12 protein-coding genes and 3 pseudogenes are annotated in these 18,557 nt (G+C 69.0%); 5 read left to right on the forward strand and 10 right to left on the reverse strand.

The window, feature by feature from the left end; translation table 11 throughout:
- Window positions 1-44: 44 nt before the first annotated feature.
- The 3 genes from H504_RS38470 to H504_RS0106620 form a co-directional block, all read right to left on the reverse strand.
- The gene (locus tag H504_RS38470; RefSeq protein WP_051385565.1) at window positions 45-773 is read right to left on the reverse strand and encodes a hypothetical protein; all 729 of its coding nucleotides are present in this window, start codon (window positions 771-773) and stop codon (window positions 45-47) included.
- A gap of 141 nt (window positions 774-914) precedes the next feature.
- Complete coding sequence (locus H504_RS33690; RefSeq protein ID WP_051385566.1) at window positions 915-2,525, reverse strand: helix-turn-helix domain-containing protein; 1,611 nt, start codon at window positions 2,523-2,525, stop codon at window positions 915-917.
- A 179-nt stretch (window positions 2,526-2,704) separates the two neighbouring features.
- On the reverse strand, window positions 2,705-3,073 hold the full coding sequence (locus tag H504_RS0106620; RefSeq protein ID WP_026422128.1) for a winged helix-turn-helix transcriptional regulator: 369 nt from the start codon (window positions 3,071-3,073) through the stop codon (window positions 2,705-2,707).
- A gap of 85 nt (window positions 3,074-3,158) precedes the next feature.
- On the opposite strand from H504_RS0106620, the gene H504_RS0106625 reads away from it, so the two are divergent.
- From H504_RS0106625 to H504_RS0106640, 5 genes and pseudogenes are all read left to right on the forward strand, one after another.
- A complete protein-coding gene (locus H504_RS0106625; RefSeq protein WP_026422129.1) occupies window positions 3,159-4,049 on the forward strand; it encodes an NAD(P)-dependent oxidoreductase in 891 nt (296 codons plus the stop codon).
- 54 nt (window positions 4,050-4,103) lie between these two features.
- Entirely contained in the window at window positions 4,104-5,201 is a 1,098-nt protein-coding gene (locus H504_RS43565; protein ID WP_026422130.1) for a hypothetical protein, read from the forward strand.
- 293 nt (window positions 5,202-5,494) lie between these two features.
- A pseudogene (locus H504_RS43820) lies at window positions 5,495-5,746 on the forward strand (carbohydrate-binding protein); the annotation flags it as partial.
- A 189-nt stretch (window positions 5,747-5,935) separates the two neighbouring features.
- Window positions 5,936-6,895 (forward strand): annotated as a pseudogene (locus H504_RS0106635) (chitinase); the annotation flags it as partial.
- A 124-nt stretch (window positions 6,896-7,019) separates the two neighbouring features.
- On the forward strand, window positions 7,020-7,517 hold the full coding sequence (locus tag H504_RS0106640; protein ID WP_026422132.1) for a hypothetical protein: 498 nt from the start codon (window positions 7,020-7,022) through the stop codon (window positions 7,515-7,517).
- A 23-nt stretch (window positions 7,518-7,540) separates the two neighbouring features.
- On the opposite strand, the pseudogene H504_RS33695 reads toward H504_RS0106640, so the two are convergent.
- The 7 genes and pseudogenes from H504_RS33695 to H504_RS0106675 form a co-directional block, all read right to left on the reverse strand.
- Window positions 7,541-8,775: pseudogene (locus tag H504_RS33695) on the reverse strand (RNA polymerase sigma factor).
- Between the two features lie 58 nt (window positions 8,776-8,833).
- Window positions 8,834-9,307, reverse strand: coding sequence for a YciI family protein (locus H504_RS0106650; RefSeq protein ID WP_026422133.1), 474 nt, complete (start codon window positions 9,305-9,307; stop codon window positions 8,834-8,836).
- 525 nt (window positions 9,308-9,832) lie between these two features.
- The gene (locus tag H504_RS0106655; RefSeq protein WP_026422134.1) at window positions 9,833-10,414 is read right to left on the reverse strand and encodes a DinB family protein; all 582 of its coding nucleotides are present in this window, start codon (window positions 10,412-10,414) and stop codon (window positions 9,833-9,835) included.
- 12 nt (window positions 10,415-10,426) lie between these two features.
- On the reverse strand, window positions 10,427-10,960 hold the full coding sequence (locus H504_RS0106660; RefSeq protein ID WP_026422135.1) for an RICIN domain-containing protein: 534 nt from the start codon (window positions 10,958-10,960) through the stop codon (window positions 10,427-10,429).
- A complete protein-coding gene (locus tag H504_RS43970; RefSeq protein ID WP_169735343.1) occupies window positions 10,957-11,457 on the reverse strand; it encodes an endonuclease/exonuclease/phosphatase family protein in 501 nt (166 codons plus the stop codon). The genes H504_RS0106660 and H504_RS43970 overlap by 4 nt, the downstream gene beginning before the upstream one ends.
- A gap of 566 nt (window positions 11,458-12,023) precedes the next feature.
- Entirely contained in the window at window positions 12,024-17,882 is a 5,859-nt protein-coding gene (locus H504_RS33700; protein ID WP_084467427.1) for a type I polyketide synthase, read from the reverse strand.
- Window positions 17,883-18,112: 230 nt separating this feature from the next.
- The gene (locus tag H504_RS0106675) at window positions 18,113-18,553 is read right to left on the reverse strand and encodes a hypothetical protein (RefSeq protein ID WP_026422137.1); all 441 of its coding nucleotides are present in this window, start codon (window positions 18,551-18,553) and stop codon (window positions 18,113-18,115) included.
- Window positions 18,554-18,557: the final 4 nt, after the last annotated feature.

The raw sequence follows: 18,557 nt of genomic DNA on the forward strand, positions 1-18,557 counted from the left end.
GACCGTGGCGCGGGGGAGCCCACGCCACGGTCGTCAGACGGGGGTCACGGGGTGCCGCAGGTCCTGACCCACTTCGAGCCCGCGATCTCGTCGTTCATCGACTGGTTGTAGCCGTCCTGGCCCGCGCCCCAACTGAAGTAGTTCCAGCGGAGGTCGCGCCAGACGCTGGCGGGGCCGAGGCAGGCCCAGGCGCCGGTGGCGTTGGTGTGGTAGTAGAGGTTGATCGAGTTGTTGTACTTGGTGCTGCCGTTGTTCTGCACGGCGCTGGCGCGGTTGCGGAAGTTGCCGCAGTCGTCGCCCCAGTTGTAGTCGTCCTCCGGCCAACTGCAGCTCAGGCCACCGTTGTTCTCGTCGTTCCAGATGTCGGCCCAGGCGTAGACCCGGCCGTCGCGGCACTTCAGTTCCAGGACGCGGATGTAGGCGCCCGAGGAGAACCGGTCCCAGCCCATCGGGAAGTAGCGCTCGTTGCCGCCGACGCTGACCCGGGCGACGCAGCCCGCCGGGATCTCGACCTGGTCGATGTCCAGGCAGTCCAGCCCGGAACACCCGCCGAGGGTCTGGCCGGGGTTGAGCGCCAGCGTGGTCCACGGGTCGCTGTTGTTGTTCTTGTACCGCGCCCGCAGCGGCGTGCCGGTCTCGTTCTTGACCGAGCCGCAGATGACGACCAGGTGGCAGTCGTCGGCCTGGGCGGTGGTCGGGGTCAGCGCGAAGGTCATCCCGGTCAGCATCAGGGCGGCTGACAGGAAGGTGAGCAGTCTGGATCTGACGCGCACGGTGGTCCTCTCCTTGAACCGGCTGTGGTGGCCAGACTCTAGGGAGAGACCCGGCGCGACGGCGGTGTCGCGCGCCAAGTCGGGACGGTGGGACGCCGTCCCGGCCCTGACCTGCGGGGACGGCGGCGGGTAGGACGCCGGTCAGCCGCGTTCCACCAACACCGGCTCCTCGGTGACCGTCAGCGGGTCGCCCGCGCGCAGCGGATCGGTTGTGCCGTCGAGGTGTCGGATGGCGCGGGTGCCCGGGGGAGCGGTGGTGGTGGCGGTCCCGGTGTGTGTCCACAGGATACTCGCCGGGTAGGTCCGCTCACCATCGGTGATCAGGAAATCGCACTGCCACACCGTATCGGGCAAACCGCTGCCGCGCCCGCGCCCACAACTGGTCACCCGCGCGTCGGCCAGCCACACCTGGAGTTGCTCCACGGCCAACGCCGCCGCCGTCGGCTCCCCACCGACGGCCTGCAGCACCAGCGGGATGTGGGTGCCGCCCCAGTTGTAGAAGTACATGCGTTCCAGGTTGGTGTCGTACGCGTAGAGCCCGACCAGGAAGAACCGGACCGCGTAGTTCCGGCTGGTCGTCTCGTCGAGCTTGTCCGCCAACGGGATGGTGTACGTGGTGCCGGTGTTCCAGATCGGCGGGTGTAGCCCGACCGCGTGCAGCTCGTGGTCGACGGTGGCGGTCAGCTCCAGCATCGACTCCGGCGGGTCCGTGGCGCGGCGCTGGAACAGCTTGACGCTCGCGACGTCGCAGTAGCCGTACCCGCCCAGCTCGGCGAACCGGCGCAGCACGGCCATCCCCTCGTCCGTCCACAACTGGCCCATCCCCGGGCAGGCCAGGGTGGCGGCGGGGTCGGTGGCCCGCAGGATCTTCGCCGCCCGCCGGGTCATCTCGACCAGGGTTTGCACGCTGCCCGAGTAGAACCGCTTGTCGTTGCCCAACACCCACAGCTCGTAGGACTCGATCCGGCCCCGGTACCGCTGCACGACGGAGGTGACGAAGGCGTCCCAGTCGGCCAGGTCGTCCGGCGGCGCCGACGACGACTTGTCGCTGTACGGGGTCGGCGGTCCGATCGGCGCGGCCCAGTGCGGCGTACCGCCGAAGACGAACAGCACCGGCAGCCCGGCTCGGTTCGCCCCGTCGACCAACCTGTCGAGAGTGGACCAGTCGTAGCGGTCCCGCTGCCGCTCCACCTCCGACCAGCGCGTCCCACTGTCCCACAACCGGACCGCGCCAACCCGGAACGTCGGCATCGCCCCCACCGCGCTGTTGATCGTCACCCCGAACAGCTCGCGCGGCACCGGTGTCGGCGGCCGCATCCACGCCGGTCCGGACACCCACTGCGGCGCCCGCGCGGGCGGCACCGCCGCCGACCCGCCGATCAGCAGGAACACCCCCGCCACGACAAGGACCACCGGCCACCACCGTCTGCGCCTGACCACCACCTCTGGCGTCTCCGGCACCTCTGGTTCCGGTGGCTCGACCGGCTCCCGTCTGGCCGTGCCCCCGGTCGCGACGGCTCGGGCCCACAGCCGGTGCAGCTCCAACAACTCGTCCGGATCGGCGCCGCAGGCCAACCCGATCTGCTCGACCACCCCGAACCGCTCCGGCACCGCCGCCCCGGTGCAGTACCGGTGCACCGTCGACTTCCCCAGGTTCACCCGGCGCCCGATGCTGTCGTAACTGCGCCCGCTCCGGGCCTTCAACCCGGCGAGCCGTTCCCCCAACTCCCGCGCCCCGGCCAACCCAGCCACCGTTCCCCTACCAGCCCATCACCACCACGACCACCGTGGCGCTGGAACGGTACCGGCCCCTCACCCGGGTTCACCGCCGGTTCAACCACTGTTGCGCAGGCCGCCCCGATGATCCCATCACCCGGCGGCACGACTCGATCACCGGACACGCCGGTGACCAAATCTGTCCATTGTGGTCTCTACTCGGTGTGCTGGTGAGGTGGGGTGACCTCGAGGTTCTGGCGGCGGAGGCGGTCTCGTCCCCAGGCGCCGAGGGGGCGGAGTGCCTCGTTGAGCGCGGCGCCGGACTCGGTGAGGGAGTACTCGACCTTCGGGGGCACCTCGGCGTAGACCTCGCGGTGGACGAGGTCGTCTTGCTCCATTTGGCGCAGGTGCTGGGTGAGCATCTTCTCGCTCACACCCGGCAGCGCGCGGCGCAGCTCAGCGAACCGGCGGGTGCCGTGGGCGTGCAACTCCCAGAGGACCAGGCCCTTCCACTTGCCGCTCACGACGTCCAGGGCCGCGTCGATTCCGCAGATGTACGGGCCGGACCTCGGTGCCTTCGCCATCGCTCGTCCTCACTGACGAAAAGGTGAGTACCGCAGAACTTGGTGGGTACTTCCCAGTCTATTCGACCTTGTCCACCATGGGCGCATGTCATCACCACCTACCAGCGGTGCCGTCAGCGTGATCGGTCTCGGTCCGATGGGGCGGGCCATGGTCCGTGCGTTACTGCGCGCCGGGCACGCGGTCACGGTGTGGAACCGCACGCCTGCCCGCGCCGACGACGTTGTCTCCGCAGGCGCGCGACTCGCCGACAACCCCTCGGCCGCGGTGGCGGCGGGCGACCTGATCATCCTGAGCCTGACCGACTACCGCGCCATGTGGGACATCCTGGGCCAAGCGACATCGGTGCTGGCCGGGCGCACCCTGGTCAACCTCAGCTCCGACACGCCGGACGCCACGCGAGAGGCGTCGACCTGGGCCCGATCGCACGGCGCGTCTTTCCTGACCGGTGGCGTGATGGTTCCCGCACCCATGATCGGCACCAGCCGCGCGTACGTGTACTACAGCGGCGATCATGGTGCGTTCGCCACCCACCGCCTCGTTCTCGCGCACATCGGCGACCCCCGTTTCCTGGGCGACGATCCCGGGCGCGCTCAACTGATGTACCAGGCGCACCTTGACGTCTTCCTCACCACCTTGTCGGGACTCGCGCACGCGACCGCCCTCGTCGGCTCCGCGGGAATCACCGCGGAAACGTTCCTACCCGAGGTGATGCGGCTGTTCCACGCCATTCCCGACATGATCGCGGCCGATGGTGTCGGCGGTCTCGGAGCCCGGATCGACGCGGGTGAACACCCGGGTGCGGGCAGCAGCATCACGATGCTGGGCGCCACCGCCGACCATATCCACGCGTCCAGCGCGGCTGTGCGCATCGACACCACCCTCCCCGACGTGATCAGGGCGCAGTACCACCGGGCCATCAACGACGGCCACGGCGCCGACGGGTGGACCCGAATCATCGACGGTCTTCGGGCGTAACGTGCCCCGGTATCCCAGGGCATGATCACAAACATCGCCCTGGGTGGGCGTCGCGTGGCGCTTGCCGCGGCCACGGGGATCGCCGCCACCGCCGTGCTGGCGTCGACCGCGCTCGCCGCCACGGGACCGTGGACCGTCGTGCCGAGCGCCAACTCCACCACCGTCACCGACACCGAGCTGCGCGCGGTGTCCATGGTGGACAACACGCACGGGTTCGCGGTGGGGGACGCCGACGGGAAGGCCGTCGTGGAAAGCTGGAACGGCAGCAGTTGGGACCTGGTGAGCCAGGACTCCTCCGGTTTCCTCAACGGTGTGGCGGCCTTGTCGGCCACCGATGCCTGGGCGGTCGGTACCACGTACACCGGCGGGACGCAGAGGACGCTGATCGAACACTTCAACGGGACCAATTGGACAGTCGTCCCCAGCCCGAACAACGGGGTCAACAGCGCGCTGAACGCCGTCGCCGCCCGCGCCGCCAACGACGTCTGGGCGGTCGGTCAGGACGGGGTGAACGAGTCCAAACCGATCATCGAGCACTGGGACGGTACGTCGTGGACACTCGTCCAGGGTGTGCAGGCCCCGAAGAACGGGATCGAGTTCCTGAAGGGCGTCACGATCACCTCCGACGGCACCGTCTGGGCGGTCGGCACCGTGGGGAAGTCGTTGGCGCCTGAGGGTTTCCGGCTCACCGCCTTCATCGAGCGCCTGACCGGCGGCACCTGGCAGTCCGTGCCCGTCCCGGCGACCAACCCGTCGTCCAGCGCCAACCTCAACGCCATCTCAGCCACCTCGGCGACCGACGTGTGGGCGGTCGGCGCCGTGGGCAGCCAGGCCCTCGCCGAACACTGGAACGGCACCGCGTGGACCATCGTGCCCACCCCCACGGTCAGCGGTAAGAGCACGGTGCTGAAGGGCGTCAAAGCCATCGCCCCCAACAACGCCTGGTTCATCGGCGACCAGTCCCTCGCCACCATCTCCGCGCTCTCGAACGGCACCACCACCACATTCCTCCCCACCCCCACCGGCACCCAACGCGGCGACCTCTCCGGCATCGCCGCGGTCGACCACACCCTCTACACGGTCGGCTCCCAGATCAACAACGCCACCACCTTCCAGGAACAAACCCTCGCACTGACCAACACCGCGGGCTGAACCACACGCCCCCCGGCCGCCCTCCTTCCCGGGAGCGCGGCCGGAGGGACTGCGGAATAGCCGGACCATCGAGCATCTCGCCCATCGAATCAATGGACGACCTATTTCAACCGGACATACAGTTACCGGGCGGTGGAAAGGGGGTGGTGGGTGGGCGTTGTCAAGTGGGTGCGCGCTTGGGAAGTTACCAGGCTGGGGGTTGTCGGGGCTTTCTCGCGCGGGCAAGTATGGACAGGGACTGGCGCATTTATGATAATCACAGTATGTGGAACATTTCTTTACCATCGAGATTTATGAGATCGCAGCGGTTTGTGGCCGCCGCGGTTGCCGGTATTGCCATTGCTGTGGTGACGACGCTTGTGGTGGTGGGTGGCGGGTCCGCGTCGGCTCAGTCGGGTGTGGCGGCGGTGGTCTGTGACGCCCCCGCGTGGGCTGAGGGCAGCACGTACGCCGCGGGCGCGAAGGTGACCTACCAGAGCAGGCTCTACAGCGCCAAGGTCGCGCACACCGCGTGGCCGGGTGCCGGGTGGAACCCCGCGTCGACGCAGTCGCTGTGGTCGGACCTGGGCGCGTGTGATGGCACGCCGCCTTCGTCGACCACCACGACGACGAAGACGACGACCACCACCACGACAACGAAGACGACGACCACCACCACACCCCCGTCGTCGACCACGACCACCACCACGACCACCCCGCCGTCGACCACGACCACGACGACTGACCCCGGTGGCGACACCTGCGCGGTCAAGTCGCGGCCCGCGGGCAAGGTCCTCGTCGGTTACTGGGAGAACTGGGACGGCTCCATCAACGGGGTGCACCCGCCGTTCGGCTGGACCCCGGTGACCAACCCGGTGATCAAGCAGCACGGCTACAACGTGCTCAACGCCGCGTTCCCGGTGATCCGCTCCGACGGCACCGTGCTGTGGGAAGACGGCATGGACAGCAACGTCAAGGTGTCCACCCCCGCCGAGATGTGCCAGGCCAAGGCGTCCGGCCAGACGATCCTCATGTCCATCGGTGGCGCCGCGGCCGGTATCGACCTGAACTCGACGACGGTGGCGGACAAGTTCGTCAGCACCATCGTGCCGATTCTGAAGAAGTACAACTTCGACGGCATCGACATCGACATCGAGACCGGTCTTTCCGGCGCGGGCAACATCAGCACCCTGTCCGCGTCGCAGTCCAACCTGATCCGGATCATCGACGGCGTGCTGGCCCAAATGCCGTCGAACTTCGGTCTCACCATGGCCCCGGAAACCGCGTACGTCACCGGCGGCAGCGTCACCTACGGTTCCATTTGGGGCGCCTACCTGCCGATCATCAAGAAGTACGTCGACAACGGCCGCCTGTGGTGGCTGAACATGCAGTACTACAACGGCAGCATGTACGGCTGCTCCGGCGACTCCTACCAGGCGGCCACGGTCCAGGGCTTCAAGGTCCAGACCGACTGCCTGAACAACGGCCTGACCATCCAGGGCACCACCATCAAGGTCCCCTACGACAAGCAGGTCCCTGGTCTGCCCGCCCAGCCGGGCGCGGGCGGCGGCTACATGACGCCCTCGCTGGTGTCCCAGGCGTGGACGACCACCGGTGGCGGCGGCCTCAAGGGTCTGATGACCTGGTCGCTCAACTGGGACGGCTCGAAGAGTTGGAGCTTCGGCGACAACGTCAGATCGCTGCAAGGCCGGTAGAAGCGCACACCGGGAACCCGTCCGGCCACACACCTGAGTGGCCGGGCGGGTTCCCGCCGGTAGCGATGTCCGACCAGCAGGCGATCATGGAGACGACGTCCACCGTCCCGCTGAAAGGTCGCCCATGCAGCAGGCCATCATCGCCGCCCTCGCCGCGCTACTCGGCCTCGTCGTCGGCCGGTTCTGGGACACCCGCAGCGAAGCGGGCCGCTGGCAGCGCGACCAGCGCATCCGGATCTACGAACAGTTCATCGGCGCCTACTACGCCTCCCGCGAGGCATACCGCACACTGGCGCTGACGGAGGTCGACACCCCCGAGGCCGACGAGGCCTTCGCCAAAGCGCTGGACTTGGCCGTTGACTTCAACCGCTCCGTGGTCGCCGTGTGGTTCCACGGCACACCGGACGTAGCCACCGCCGTGTACCAGGTCGACCTCAAGGTCAACGAACTAGCCGTCCTCGCCCGCCAACGCAAATACTCATGGGAAGACTGGCGCACCACCCGCGGCGGCGCCGAACACGCCGCCGAACACTTCACCCAGTCCGTCCGCCGCGAACTCGGTCTCCCCGAAACCCCTGTTACTCTTTGCTATCCGCCGCACGACCCCGCCGGTCCGCACTGACTTTCTCGGAAATGGGTCGGCAATCAAGCCGAATCGCATTCGGCTGCGCGGCTGAGTAGTAGGTCGCGTTCTCTTTGTTGTTGGTTAGTTCGGCGGCTCGGTTGAATTCGGTGCGGGCTTCGTCGGGTCGGGCGAGTTTGACCAGCAGGTCGGCTCGGACGGCGGGCAGCAGGTGGTAGCGGGCCAGCGTGTTCGACTCGACCAGCGCGTCCACCAGTTCCAGCGCCGCGGCCGGTCCGTCCGACATGGACACCGCGACGGCTCGGTTCAGGTCTACCACCGGAGACGGAGCGACCCGAGTCAGCACGCCGTACAGGGCGGCGATGCGACCCCAGTCGGTCTCCTCGGCGGTTCGTGCGCGGGCGTGGCAGGCGGCGATCGCGGCTTGTACGGCGTACTTACCGGCGCCGCCGCCCAGGGCGACGGCTCGGTCGAGGGCGGCGAGTCCGCGTCGGATCAGGAGTTGGTCCCAGCGGGCGCGGTCCTGGTCGAGCAGGGTGACGATCTCGCCGGACGCGTCGGTCCGGGCGCGCAGCCGGGACGCCTGCAGTTCCATCAGCGCGATCAGCCCGTGCGCCGCGGGCTCGTCCGGCACGAGGGCGGTCAGGATTCGGCCCAGCCGCATCGCCTCGTCGCACAGGCCGGGGCGGGTGAGGTCGGGGCCCGCGGTGGCCGAGTAGCCCTCGTTGAACAGCAGGTAGACCACGCCGAGGACGGACGCCAGCCGGGGCGCGAGCTCGGCGCCGGTCGGCACCTCGAACGGCACCCGCGCCTCGGTGAGCGTCTTCTTGGCCCGCACGATGCGCTGCGCCATCGTCGACGTGGGGACGAGGAACGCGCGGGCGATCTCCTCGGTGCGCAGCCCGGCCAGCATCTTCAACGTCAGCGCCGCGCGGGCGGGTGGGGTGAGGACGGGGTGGCAGGCGGTGAACATCAGCCGCAGCACGTCGTCCTCGACGTGTTCCTCGACGTCGATCTCCGTGGTGGTCTCGGTGGTGTGACCGAGCTCGGTGACCTTGCGTTCCAGCCGGACCTCGCGCCGGACACCGTCGACCGCCCGGCGCTTGGCGACCGTCATCAGCCACGCGCCCGGGTTGTCCGGGATGCCCGATGTCGGCCACTGTTCGAGCGCGGCGACCAGGGCGTCCTGCGCGAGGTCCTCGGCCGGCCCGACATCGCGGACCACGCGCGCCAAGCCCGCGATGACCCGGGCCGCCTCGATCCGCCAGACCGCCTCGACCGCCTTGTGGGTGGGCATCGGATCGGGCACGTCGAGGAATAAACCTCACCGGACGGATGGGCGCAACCGTCCGTCCTCAGCTCTCGCCCTGCTCCTGCGCCGCCACCTCGGCCCGCCACTTGGCCACGTTGGCCCGCCCCAGCTCCCCCACGCCGTCGGCGAAGGCGGCCACCTCGTCCGTGGCGACCTCGGCGAAGTCCGCCGCCTCGAAGATCTGCCGGATCTCCACCTCGCCGACCTGGCCGGGCATCAGGTTGGGGCAGCGCTTGACCCACTCGACGGCCTCCTCCTTGGACGCCACCTCCAAGATCGTGTACCCGGCGATCAGTTCCTTGGTCTCCGCGAACGGCCCGTCCACCACCGTCCGGTCGTCGCCGTCGAACAGCACCCGCGCGCCCTTCGCGCTCGGCTGCAGACCGTCCCCGGCGAGCAGGACACCCGCCTTGACCAGCTCCTCGTTGTACCGCCCCATCGCCACCATCGCCTCGGTGCTCGGCAACTGCCCAGCCTCGGACTCCACCGTCGCCTTGGCCAACACCATGAACCGCATCGTCATCCACTCCCCGTCGTCCCGGAGCCCAGGCCGGCCGCCCGGTCACCACCCCGATCCACCAGGGCGTCGAACGGGCGACCCCGGTTTCGACATCGTCCCCCGAGAAACTTCCAAGATCTTTTCGCGGGTGCTCCGCGCGGCGGCTGCCGTGTCGTGTGGACAGGGCGTTCGCCCTGGTGGAAGGGACTGCGGATGGCGGTCGTGACGGTGCGGCGGCCGACCGCCGGTGGAGCGGGCGGTCTCGCCCACGTGCCTCCCCGCCCGAGGTCTTCCTGGCCCGGTGCCGCTCACGCAGGCCGGGCCAACTGTCGGCCGTCGCCGCCGACCAGGACTGGACCAGACCTGCGTTGCCCGTGCGACGAACGTGCCCGACTCGACCGCGTCCATGACTTCCCGGGTCATGGTCCACATCGCGGCCACCTGGATGGCGGCGGAATCGTTCGAACGTTCGACAACGGGATCACGTGGGTGAGCTTGGCGTCGCGGGGACTGGGCGTGCGGCCGTTCACGTCAGGCCGCCCGTCAGCCGCGAGTCGTGGTGGCCGCTTGTGCGGCCCGCTCGATTTCTGCGGTCCGGGCTTCGCGGAGAGCGGCGTCGCGCTGGGGGGAGCCGGGGGCGGTGCCTGTCGCACCGTCGAGGTGTTCGCGGAGGATGTCGGCGTGGCCTGCGTGTCTGGTGGTTTCGGTGAGCATGTGGACCAGGATGTTGAAAAGCATGACGTTGGGGCGTGGCCACCACGGCACGTGTCCCGGTGAGTCGATGTCGAGGGCGGTGATCGTCGTGTCGGAGTGGGTGCAGGCGCGGCGGTAGTTGTTGATGATTTCTTCGCGGGTTTCGTGTTCGGTGGCCCACATGTCGGTGCCGCGTTTGTCGAGGTCGTCCCACCGGGGGAGGGGATCGGGGAAGGGGCGGTTGAAGACCTCACCGAAATACCGGCATTCCGACAACGTCAGGTGTTTGACCAAGCCAAGGAGGTTGGTACCCGTCGCGGTCAGGGGGCGGCGGATGTCGTACTCGCCGAGACCGTCGAGCTTCCAGAGCATCGTCTCACGGATCTCCCGCAGGTCGCCATGCAGGTATTCCTTCGCGAAGTCATCGATCACGAAGCCACCTTCTCATGGCAGGGGGTGTGGCTTGTCGGCCTTGGTGGGGATCATGGTCCACGACTGCGCGGCGTTGACCGTGGTGGTGCTGCCGCACGTCTGCAGGCGGACGGTGTGGGTGCCCTGGGCGTTCGGGGTGGTGATGGTCAGGCAGGAGGAGGCACTGTCGGGGGAGTTGCGCAGGCTCATGGTGGCTCCGTTGTCCCGCGTGTACACCAGCCAAGCCTGGGAACTGTCGAGTCGGTTGCAGTTCACCGGTGCCAGGCTCGAACCGACTGTGGCGGGTGCGAGGCAGGTGCTGGTGACGGTGTTCTGGATGACGACGTACCTGCCGTTCGCGGTCTCGGTGAACACCCAGCTCGTCCTGTTGTCGACGCCGCACGACTTGACCACGATGGCGCCGGATGTGTTCAGTTGCAGGCAGGACGCATCCGAGGCGATCTTGTAGGGGCCGTAGCGGAAAGGCTCCGCTTGCGCGGGGGTGGCGCAGGCGAGCAGGGCGAGGGTCGACGCGAACGTGGCGGTCCAACGCAACATGATCTTCATGCTCCGCTCCCTCGGGGCTTCTTGATGAACCGCACGGGCCGGTGATCTGATCCCCATTTCTCCGTCGCGAGGGGAACGCTCGCGGCGAAGTGTTCCGTCGCGTTCTGGTCGGACCAGATCAGGTAGTCGATGGTTCGTATGCCGTGCGTGGGTGCGGCGGGGTCAACCACCCAGACCCGTTGTGGGACGTAGGCGCGCGGGTAGTTGGGTTCGATGTTGAAGTCCCCCAGCATGACCCACCCGGTGGGCCTGGGGCTGAGGGCCGCGGTCGCCTGTTCCGCCTTCTGTAGCAGCGCCGCGACGTTGCCCCCTTCGGCTCGGCGTCGGCGTGCGCGTTGTAGATGACCGTGTTGTCGGTGAGTACCAGTTGCAGGAGTCCTCGGTCGCCTTCGTACACCGAGGCGGAACGGACCGGCGGCAGGTAGTTCCAGGATTTGACCGGGGCCGTGCTGGTTCGCACGACGAACGCGAGGTTGGGGCGGGCGCCGTTCAACGATTCGCTGTCCTCGACATCATCGGTGCGCAGGATGAACACCTTCCGCTTCTGCGGGGTCCCGTTCCTGGGGAACGTCCAGTCGCATTCACGCCCCTCGCGGAGCATCTTGACCACGGTCTTGCAGGTGAATGCGACTCCGGCAGGCTTGTGCCGCTTGACGAGGTCGTCGAAGTCGGCGAGTTTGCCCACTTCTTGGAGGGCCACGACGTCGTGGTCGGCGGCCAGGTCGGTCACTTCGTACAGCGCGCTCTGCGGCAACCAGAGGCTCAGTCCGCCTGAATTCGCGCCATGGGTGTTCCAGGTCGCGAATGTGTAGTCCGTCACGTGTTTGGCCGACGCCTGTGGTGCGCCCACCACGGTCAACACTGTGGTCAATACGGTGGCCATCGCCACCACGAGCCAGACCCGTCTGCTTCCGCGCACAACCATCGCCCACCAACCCCGGTTACGTGATCATTCTCAACTGCCGGGGAACTTCCCACCGTGCTCAACGAAGGCGCAATGCTCGCGGACTGGGTTTCACCCACTGGGGGACGATCGTCCACCGATAGGAGGAGCGTGCGTCGACTAGTCCATAGTGGACAGCCACGTGTCGACCGCGGTTGCCGTGGTGTGGGCGGAGGTGGTGAGCACGGTGAAGTGGGTGCCGGGGACGTCGACCGTGGTGGTGGTCATCGGCCATGGGGGGAGGGCGGGGGTTTGGGCGCGCAGCAGCAGGGTCGGTGTCGTCAGTGGCTTGGGGGTCCAGTCGGCGAACAAGGTGAAGTGGCGGAATGTGGCGATGAGGTTGGTGTCGTTCAGGGTGGCCGGGTCGCGCAGGACCAGGCGGCAGGTGTCGGCGGCTTGGCTGGTGAGGGCGGTGGGGCCGGGGCTGGCGGTGGTGTCCACGAGGATGACGCCGGTGGGTGCGTGTGGGCCGGTCTCCAGCAGGCGGGCGATCTCGTGCGCCACCCAACCGCCGGAAGAGTGTCCTAATAGGACGTAGGGGGAGTCGTCAATGTGGTCGAGGACGGCTGCGGCGGAAGCGGCTATCAGGTCTTCGCGGGTCGCTGGCAGTGGTTCGCCTGCGCGGTAGCCGGACAGGGGGAGGACGGCGATGTCGCGCTGGTTCTCGAATGTCAAGCTGAACTGGCGGTACTGCTCGGGGCTGGCCGGGGCGGGAAGGGATGGCACGCAGATCAGCCGTACGCGTGCGGGGCCGGTGGTGAACGGCACCACCCGCAGCCGTGGAATCGGCTCGGCAGAAGGGGGAGCAGCGGACGATGCGAGTGTGATGGCGCCTGCGGAATCGCCGGTGTTGTGGGCGTGGGTGAACCGTTCGACGAGGGTGGTGCGTGCCGGGGCGGGCGTGGTGAGCTGGGTGGTCAGGTAGCGGGCGAGGGCCTCGGGCGTGGGGTGGTCGAAGATCACCGTAGTGGGCAGGCGCAGGCCGGTGGCCGCGTTGAGCTGGTTGCGGAGTTGGACGGAACCGAGCGAGTCGAAGCCCATCTCGCGGAACGGGCGGTCGGCGGCGATAGCGTCCGGTGTGGAGTGTCCCAAAGCGACGGCCGCGTGCTTGCGGACGAGGTCGAGTGGGGTGGTGGCCGAGAGCGGCGCCGGTGCGCCAGTGGCCGCCACGCGCGGGCGCGGTCGGACCAAGGCGCTGAGCAGGGGTGGGACGTCGGCGCGCGGCGCGCGGTCGATGGGGGTGGCGGCCAGTACCGGTTCGGGCGAGCGCAGGGCCGCGTCGAAGGAGGCCAGGCCGGTGGCGTCGGAGAGCGGGAGCAGGCCGAGACCACGGATGCGGGCGCGGTCCGTGTCGGTGAGGTGACCGGTCATGCCGCTGGCGCGTTCCCAGAAACCCCAGGCCAATGCCGTCGCGGGGCGGCCGTTCGCCCGGCGGTGGCAGGCCAGGGCGTCCAGGAAGGTGTTGGCGGCGGCGTAGTTGGCCTGGCCGCCGGTGCCCAGTTGGCCTGTGCAGGACGAGTACAGGACGAACGCGGCGAGGTCGCCGGTCAGTTCGTGCAGGTTGAGCGCGGCGTCGACCTTGGGGCGGAAGACGGCGTCGACCTGGGCGGGGGTGAGCGAGTCCAGCACACCGTCGTCGAGGACGCCTGCCGTGTGCACGACCGCGGTCAGCGGGTGATCGGTGGGGACTGCGGCCAGGACCTCGCGCAGCGCCGCGCGGTCGGCGGCATCGCAGGCGGTGATGGTGACCGTCGCGCCCAGGGCGGTCAAGTCGGCTTGCAGTTCGGCCGCGCCCGGGGCCGCCAGGCCGGAACGGCTCAACAGCAGTAAGTGGCGAACCCCTTGTTGGACAACGAGGTGACGGGCGAGCAGCGCGCCGAGCGTCCCAGTGCCGCCGGTGATCAGCACGGTTCCCTCGGGGTCGAGCGGGGTTGTCAGGCGGGCTGAAGTATCCATTGTGGATAGACGAGGCGCGTGCGGGATACCCGCCCGGATGACCAGTTGCGGTTCGCCGAGAGCGAGGGCCCGGCCCAGTGCGTCCCGGGAGTCGTCCTGGTCGTCCACGTCGATCAGGAGGAACCGGCCTGGGTGCTCGGTCTGCGCGGACCGGAGCAGGCCCAATAGTGGTGCGTGCACGAGGTCGTGGACGTCCTCGCCCATCGCGCGCCGGGTGAGGATCACGAGCCTGCTGCCCGCCGTGTTCTCGTCGGCGAGCCAATCCTGAAGCAGGGCAAGGATTCGTTGGGTCGCCGACCGAACGGAATCGGCCGTGACCGGTAGATCCGCCGCGCACTCGACCACAACGAGATCAGGTCTGGCGGCTCGCAGCGCTGCCAGGTCGAGGCGGGCGCTCCCGTCGAGCCACATCCACTTACCGGGCGTTTCCGGGCCGAGCGCCAGGGGAACCCAAGCGATCCGCCACAGTTCGGCCCGGCCGCCCGGAGTCAGATCGTCCGGCGCCGGGCGCGTCGTGATCGCGTCGGCCGTCATCACCACCGCGCCGGTCGGATCGGTCGCGGTCAGTGCGACGGTGTTCGGTGCTGTCCTGGTCAGCCGGACCCGCAACGAGGTGGCGCCGGTCGCCCACAACCGCACACCGCTCCACGAGAACGGCAGCACGACCTCACGGACTCCGGCGCCGAACAAGGCGTGCAGGACCGCGTCGAGCAGTGCCGGGTGCACGCCGAACCGTTCGGCGTCGGCGTGCTGGTCGGCGGTCAAGGCCACCTCGGCGAAGATCTCGGACCCGTGGTGCCACAATGCGCGCAGGTTCTGGAACGCTTGCCCGTAGTCATAACCGGCCTCGGCCAAGTCCTGGTAGAAGCGGACGAGGTCGATGGCCTCGGCGTCCGGCGGCCAGTGTCCGAGCGGTTCTGGTGCCGCCCCGGCCGCGCCCAGGACGCCGGTGACGTGTCGGGTCCACGGCGTGCCGGGATGGTCGGCGGGTCGAGAGTGGATCTCCACCGACCGCGCCCCGACCGCGACCTGGATGTCCACCGCCGTGTCCGGCGTGAGAACCAGGGGTGCTTCGAGCACGATCTCTTCGATGGCCGTGTCTGCCAGGTGTAGCGCCAGTTCGACAAAACCGGTGCCAGGCAACAGAACTGTGCCGCACACGGCGTGATCGGCCAGCCAGGGATAGGTGTCCAGCGAGATCCGGCCGGTCGCCAGCCGGCCACCACCGGGCAGCTCGACCTGCGCGCCGAGTAAGGGGTGCTCCGGGTCGGCGAGCCCGGCGGACGCCACGTCGGTCGACCGGGACACGATCGGGTCGAGCCAGAACCGCTTGCGCTGGAAGGCATACGTGGGCAGGTCGACCCGCCGGGCCTGCTCGCCGTAAACGGCACGCCAGCGCACCGGGACACCGTGCGCGTGCGCCTGGGCCAGCGCGAGCCGGAAGTGGTCCAGTCCACCCTCGTCTCGCCGGAGCGTGGTCAGCACGGCGGCGCGCGCGTCGACCGACTCGACGGTCTCCTGCATGCCCATGGTCAGCACCGGGTGCGGGCTGATCTCGATCAAGGCCCGGTGCCCGTGCTCGACCACCGCGTGAACGGCCCGGTCGAACCGCACCGGCTGTCTCAGGTTGTCGAACCAATACCCGGCGTCCAGCGTGGCAGTGTCCACCGGCGTGCCGGTTACCGTGGAATAGAACGGAATTCGACCGGTGCGCGGCGCGATGCCTGCCAAATCGGCCAGCAACCGTTCGCGGACCGCCAGTACTGCGGGGGAGTGCGACGCGTAGTCGACGGCGACCCGCCGGGCCCACACACCATCGTTCACGCACGCGGCGACCAGCTCGGTGATGGCTTCCGCGTCGCCGGACACCACGATCTTCTCCGGACCGTTGACAGCGGCCACGGAGAGCCGCGATCCCCACGGCGCCAAGTAGTCCACCGCCGCGTCGGGGGTGAGCGACAGCGTGGCCATGCCGCCGGAACCGGCCAGTTCGACCAAGGCCGCGCTGCGCACCGCGACGATCTTCGCCGCGTCGGCCAGGCTCAGCGCCCCGCAGACGGCGGCCGCCGCGATCTCGCCCTGGCTGTGCCCGATGACGGCGGCGGGCTCAACGCCATGGGTCCGCCACAGTTCGGCCAGTGACACCAGCACGGCGAACAACGCGGGCTGCACGACGTCGACCCTGTCCAGCCCGGGTGTGTCCGGTTCACCGCGCAATACGGCGAGCAGGGACCAGGAAACGTGCGGTGCCAAGGCATCCGCGCAGCGGCTCAGGCTCTTGGCGAACACCGCCGAGGTTTCCAGCAGTTCGACGGCCATCCCCGGCCACTGCGAACCCTGGCCGGGGAAGACGAACGCCGGCCGGGCGTCGGGCACGGCCTCGGCCTGGACCACGTTCGGCGCGGGCACCCCGGCGGCGAGCGCCGCCAGCCCCCGGGTCAGGCCGTCAGAGCTATCAGAGCCATCAGAGCCATCGTCGAGCACGATGGCCCGGTGGGCGAACCGGGTCCGCGTGGTGGCCAGCGACCAGCCGACGTCGACCGAGTCGAGCGTGGGCTCGGTTCGCAGGTGTGCCAACAGTTTCTCAGCCTGCGCGCGCAGGGCCTGCGGTGTCTTCGCCGAAAGCACCCAGAGCGTCGGTTCGGCAGGGGATGTTTCCTTGTTGGGCAACGATTCCGCCGGTGCCTCTTCGACGATGACGTGTGCGTTGGTGCCGCTGATCCCGTAGGACAGCACGCCCGCGCGGCGGGGTGTGTCCCGGCTCGGCCACTCGGTGGCCTCGGTCAGCAGCCGCACGTGCCCGGTGGTCCAGTCCACCGCTTGATTGTGGTGTTCGGCGTGCAGGGTCTTGGGCAGCAGGCCGTTGCGGATCGCCAGCACGGTCTTGATCAGTGAGGCACCGCCCGCGGCGGCGAGCGTGTGGCCGATGTTGGACTTGAGCGAGCCCAGGTACGCGGGCCGATCCGCCGGACGGTCGCCGTACACCGCGAGCACGGCCGCGGCTTCAATCGGGTCGCCGACCTTGGTGCCGGTTCCGTGCGCCTCGACCAGATCGATGTCGGCCGCGGTCAGCCCGGCCGTGGCCAGCGCCCGGCGCATGACCAGTTCCTGTGACGAGCGCCTGGGTACGGTCAGTCTGCCGCTCGCGCCGTCCTGGGTCAGCGCGGAGCCGCGCAGCACGGCCAACACCGGCAGACCGGCCCGCTGGGCGTCGTCGAGCCGGGCGAGCAGGGTCATCACCACGCCCTCGGCGGCGCCGAACCCGACGGCGTCCGCGCCGAAGGCCCGCGACCGGCCATCGGCGGCCAACGCGCCTTGGCGGCTGAACTCGACCAGCACACCCGGTGTGGCCAGCACGGTCGTGCCGCCCGCGAAGGCCAGCGAGCATTCTCCCGCGCGCAACGACGCCATCGCCAGGTGCACGGATGTCAGCGCGGACGAGCACGACGTGTCGACGGTCATCGTCGGGCCGACCAGCCCCAGTGTGTAAGCGATCCGGCCCGCCAACACGCTCGCCGTGCTGCCGACCAACAGGTAGCCGCTGGAGCCGGTGCCGCCCTCGGTCATCCTGGGGCCGTATTCGATGTCGAACGTGCCCGCGAACACCCCGGTCATGGTGTCGCGCAGGCTTTCCGGGTCGATGCCCGCGCGTTCGCAAGCCTCCCAGACGGTCTCCAGGAGCAGTCGTTGGTGCGGGTGCATCGCGCGCGCCTCGCGGGGGCCGATGCCGAAGAAGTCCGCGTCGAACCCGGCTATGTCGTCGATGAACCCGCCCTGCCGCACGTAATACGTGCCGTCGTGAGCCTGGTCCGGGTGGTATCCGGCGAGGCTGTCCCAGCCGCGGTCGGTGGGCAGGTCACCGATGACGTCGCGTTCGCCGAGCACCACTCGCCACAGGTCCTCAGGCGACTCGACCCCACCCGGCAGCCTGCACGCCATGCCCACGATGGCGATCGGCTCGGCGGCGGGGTGAACAGCCTGATTGTCCACTATGTACTTTTGTGGCGGCTCCGTCGCAGACATGCCCACACCAACTCTCGTCGAGACCTGCTGAGACCAAGATAGACAGTCCACAGCGGATTGCCGCGAGTATGTGCCCGCGCGTGGGGCGCGCAGACCTGACACAGCGAGTTTTAGTCGGATGGTCAGGCCACCGGGCTCCGCTGTTCGGCAGCCCGTTGCACTCTAGTCAACTTTGGTCTTGACCAATAGGGCTGCAGTCAAGCGGTCTGCAGTCCGAATTGGACTCCCGGTCAGCGTCGGCTGGTGGCCAGGATGACCAGGAACTGGCCGCCGCCGGGCTCGACCTTGGTGGTCACCGGCAGGTCGGGGGTGAGACGGGAGAAGCGGTCGGCCAGCCACGCGGCCGCCTCGTCGGCGTCGTGCCGGGTTGGGCAACGGGCGACGGTTTCGCGCCCGCCTTTCCGGTCCAGGCGGGTCGCGACCGTCATCAGGGGTGCGGGGTCGACCACGTGCAGGTGGGCGGCCCAGGGGATGACCACCTTGACCGCGCCCTTGCGCGTGTTGCAGCCGCGGTGGGCGAGGCGTTCGGGGACCTTGGCCTTGCGGTCCGCGGTCCGGCTGTCCACGCTCGGCCCCCGCGAGTCGTTCACCGACATGTCGGGGTCGACCGGCTCGTCGCACACCCAGCACCGCCAGTTGTCACGCTCGGCCACGTCGTCGAGGAGGCTCATAGGA

It is taken from the genome of Actinokineospora inagensis DSM 44258 (genome assembly GCF_000482865.1).
Taxonomy (GTDB): domain Bacteria; phylum Actinomycetota; class Actinomycetes; order Mycobacteriales; family Pseudonocardiaceae; genus Actinokineospora; species Actinokineospora inagensis.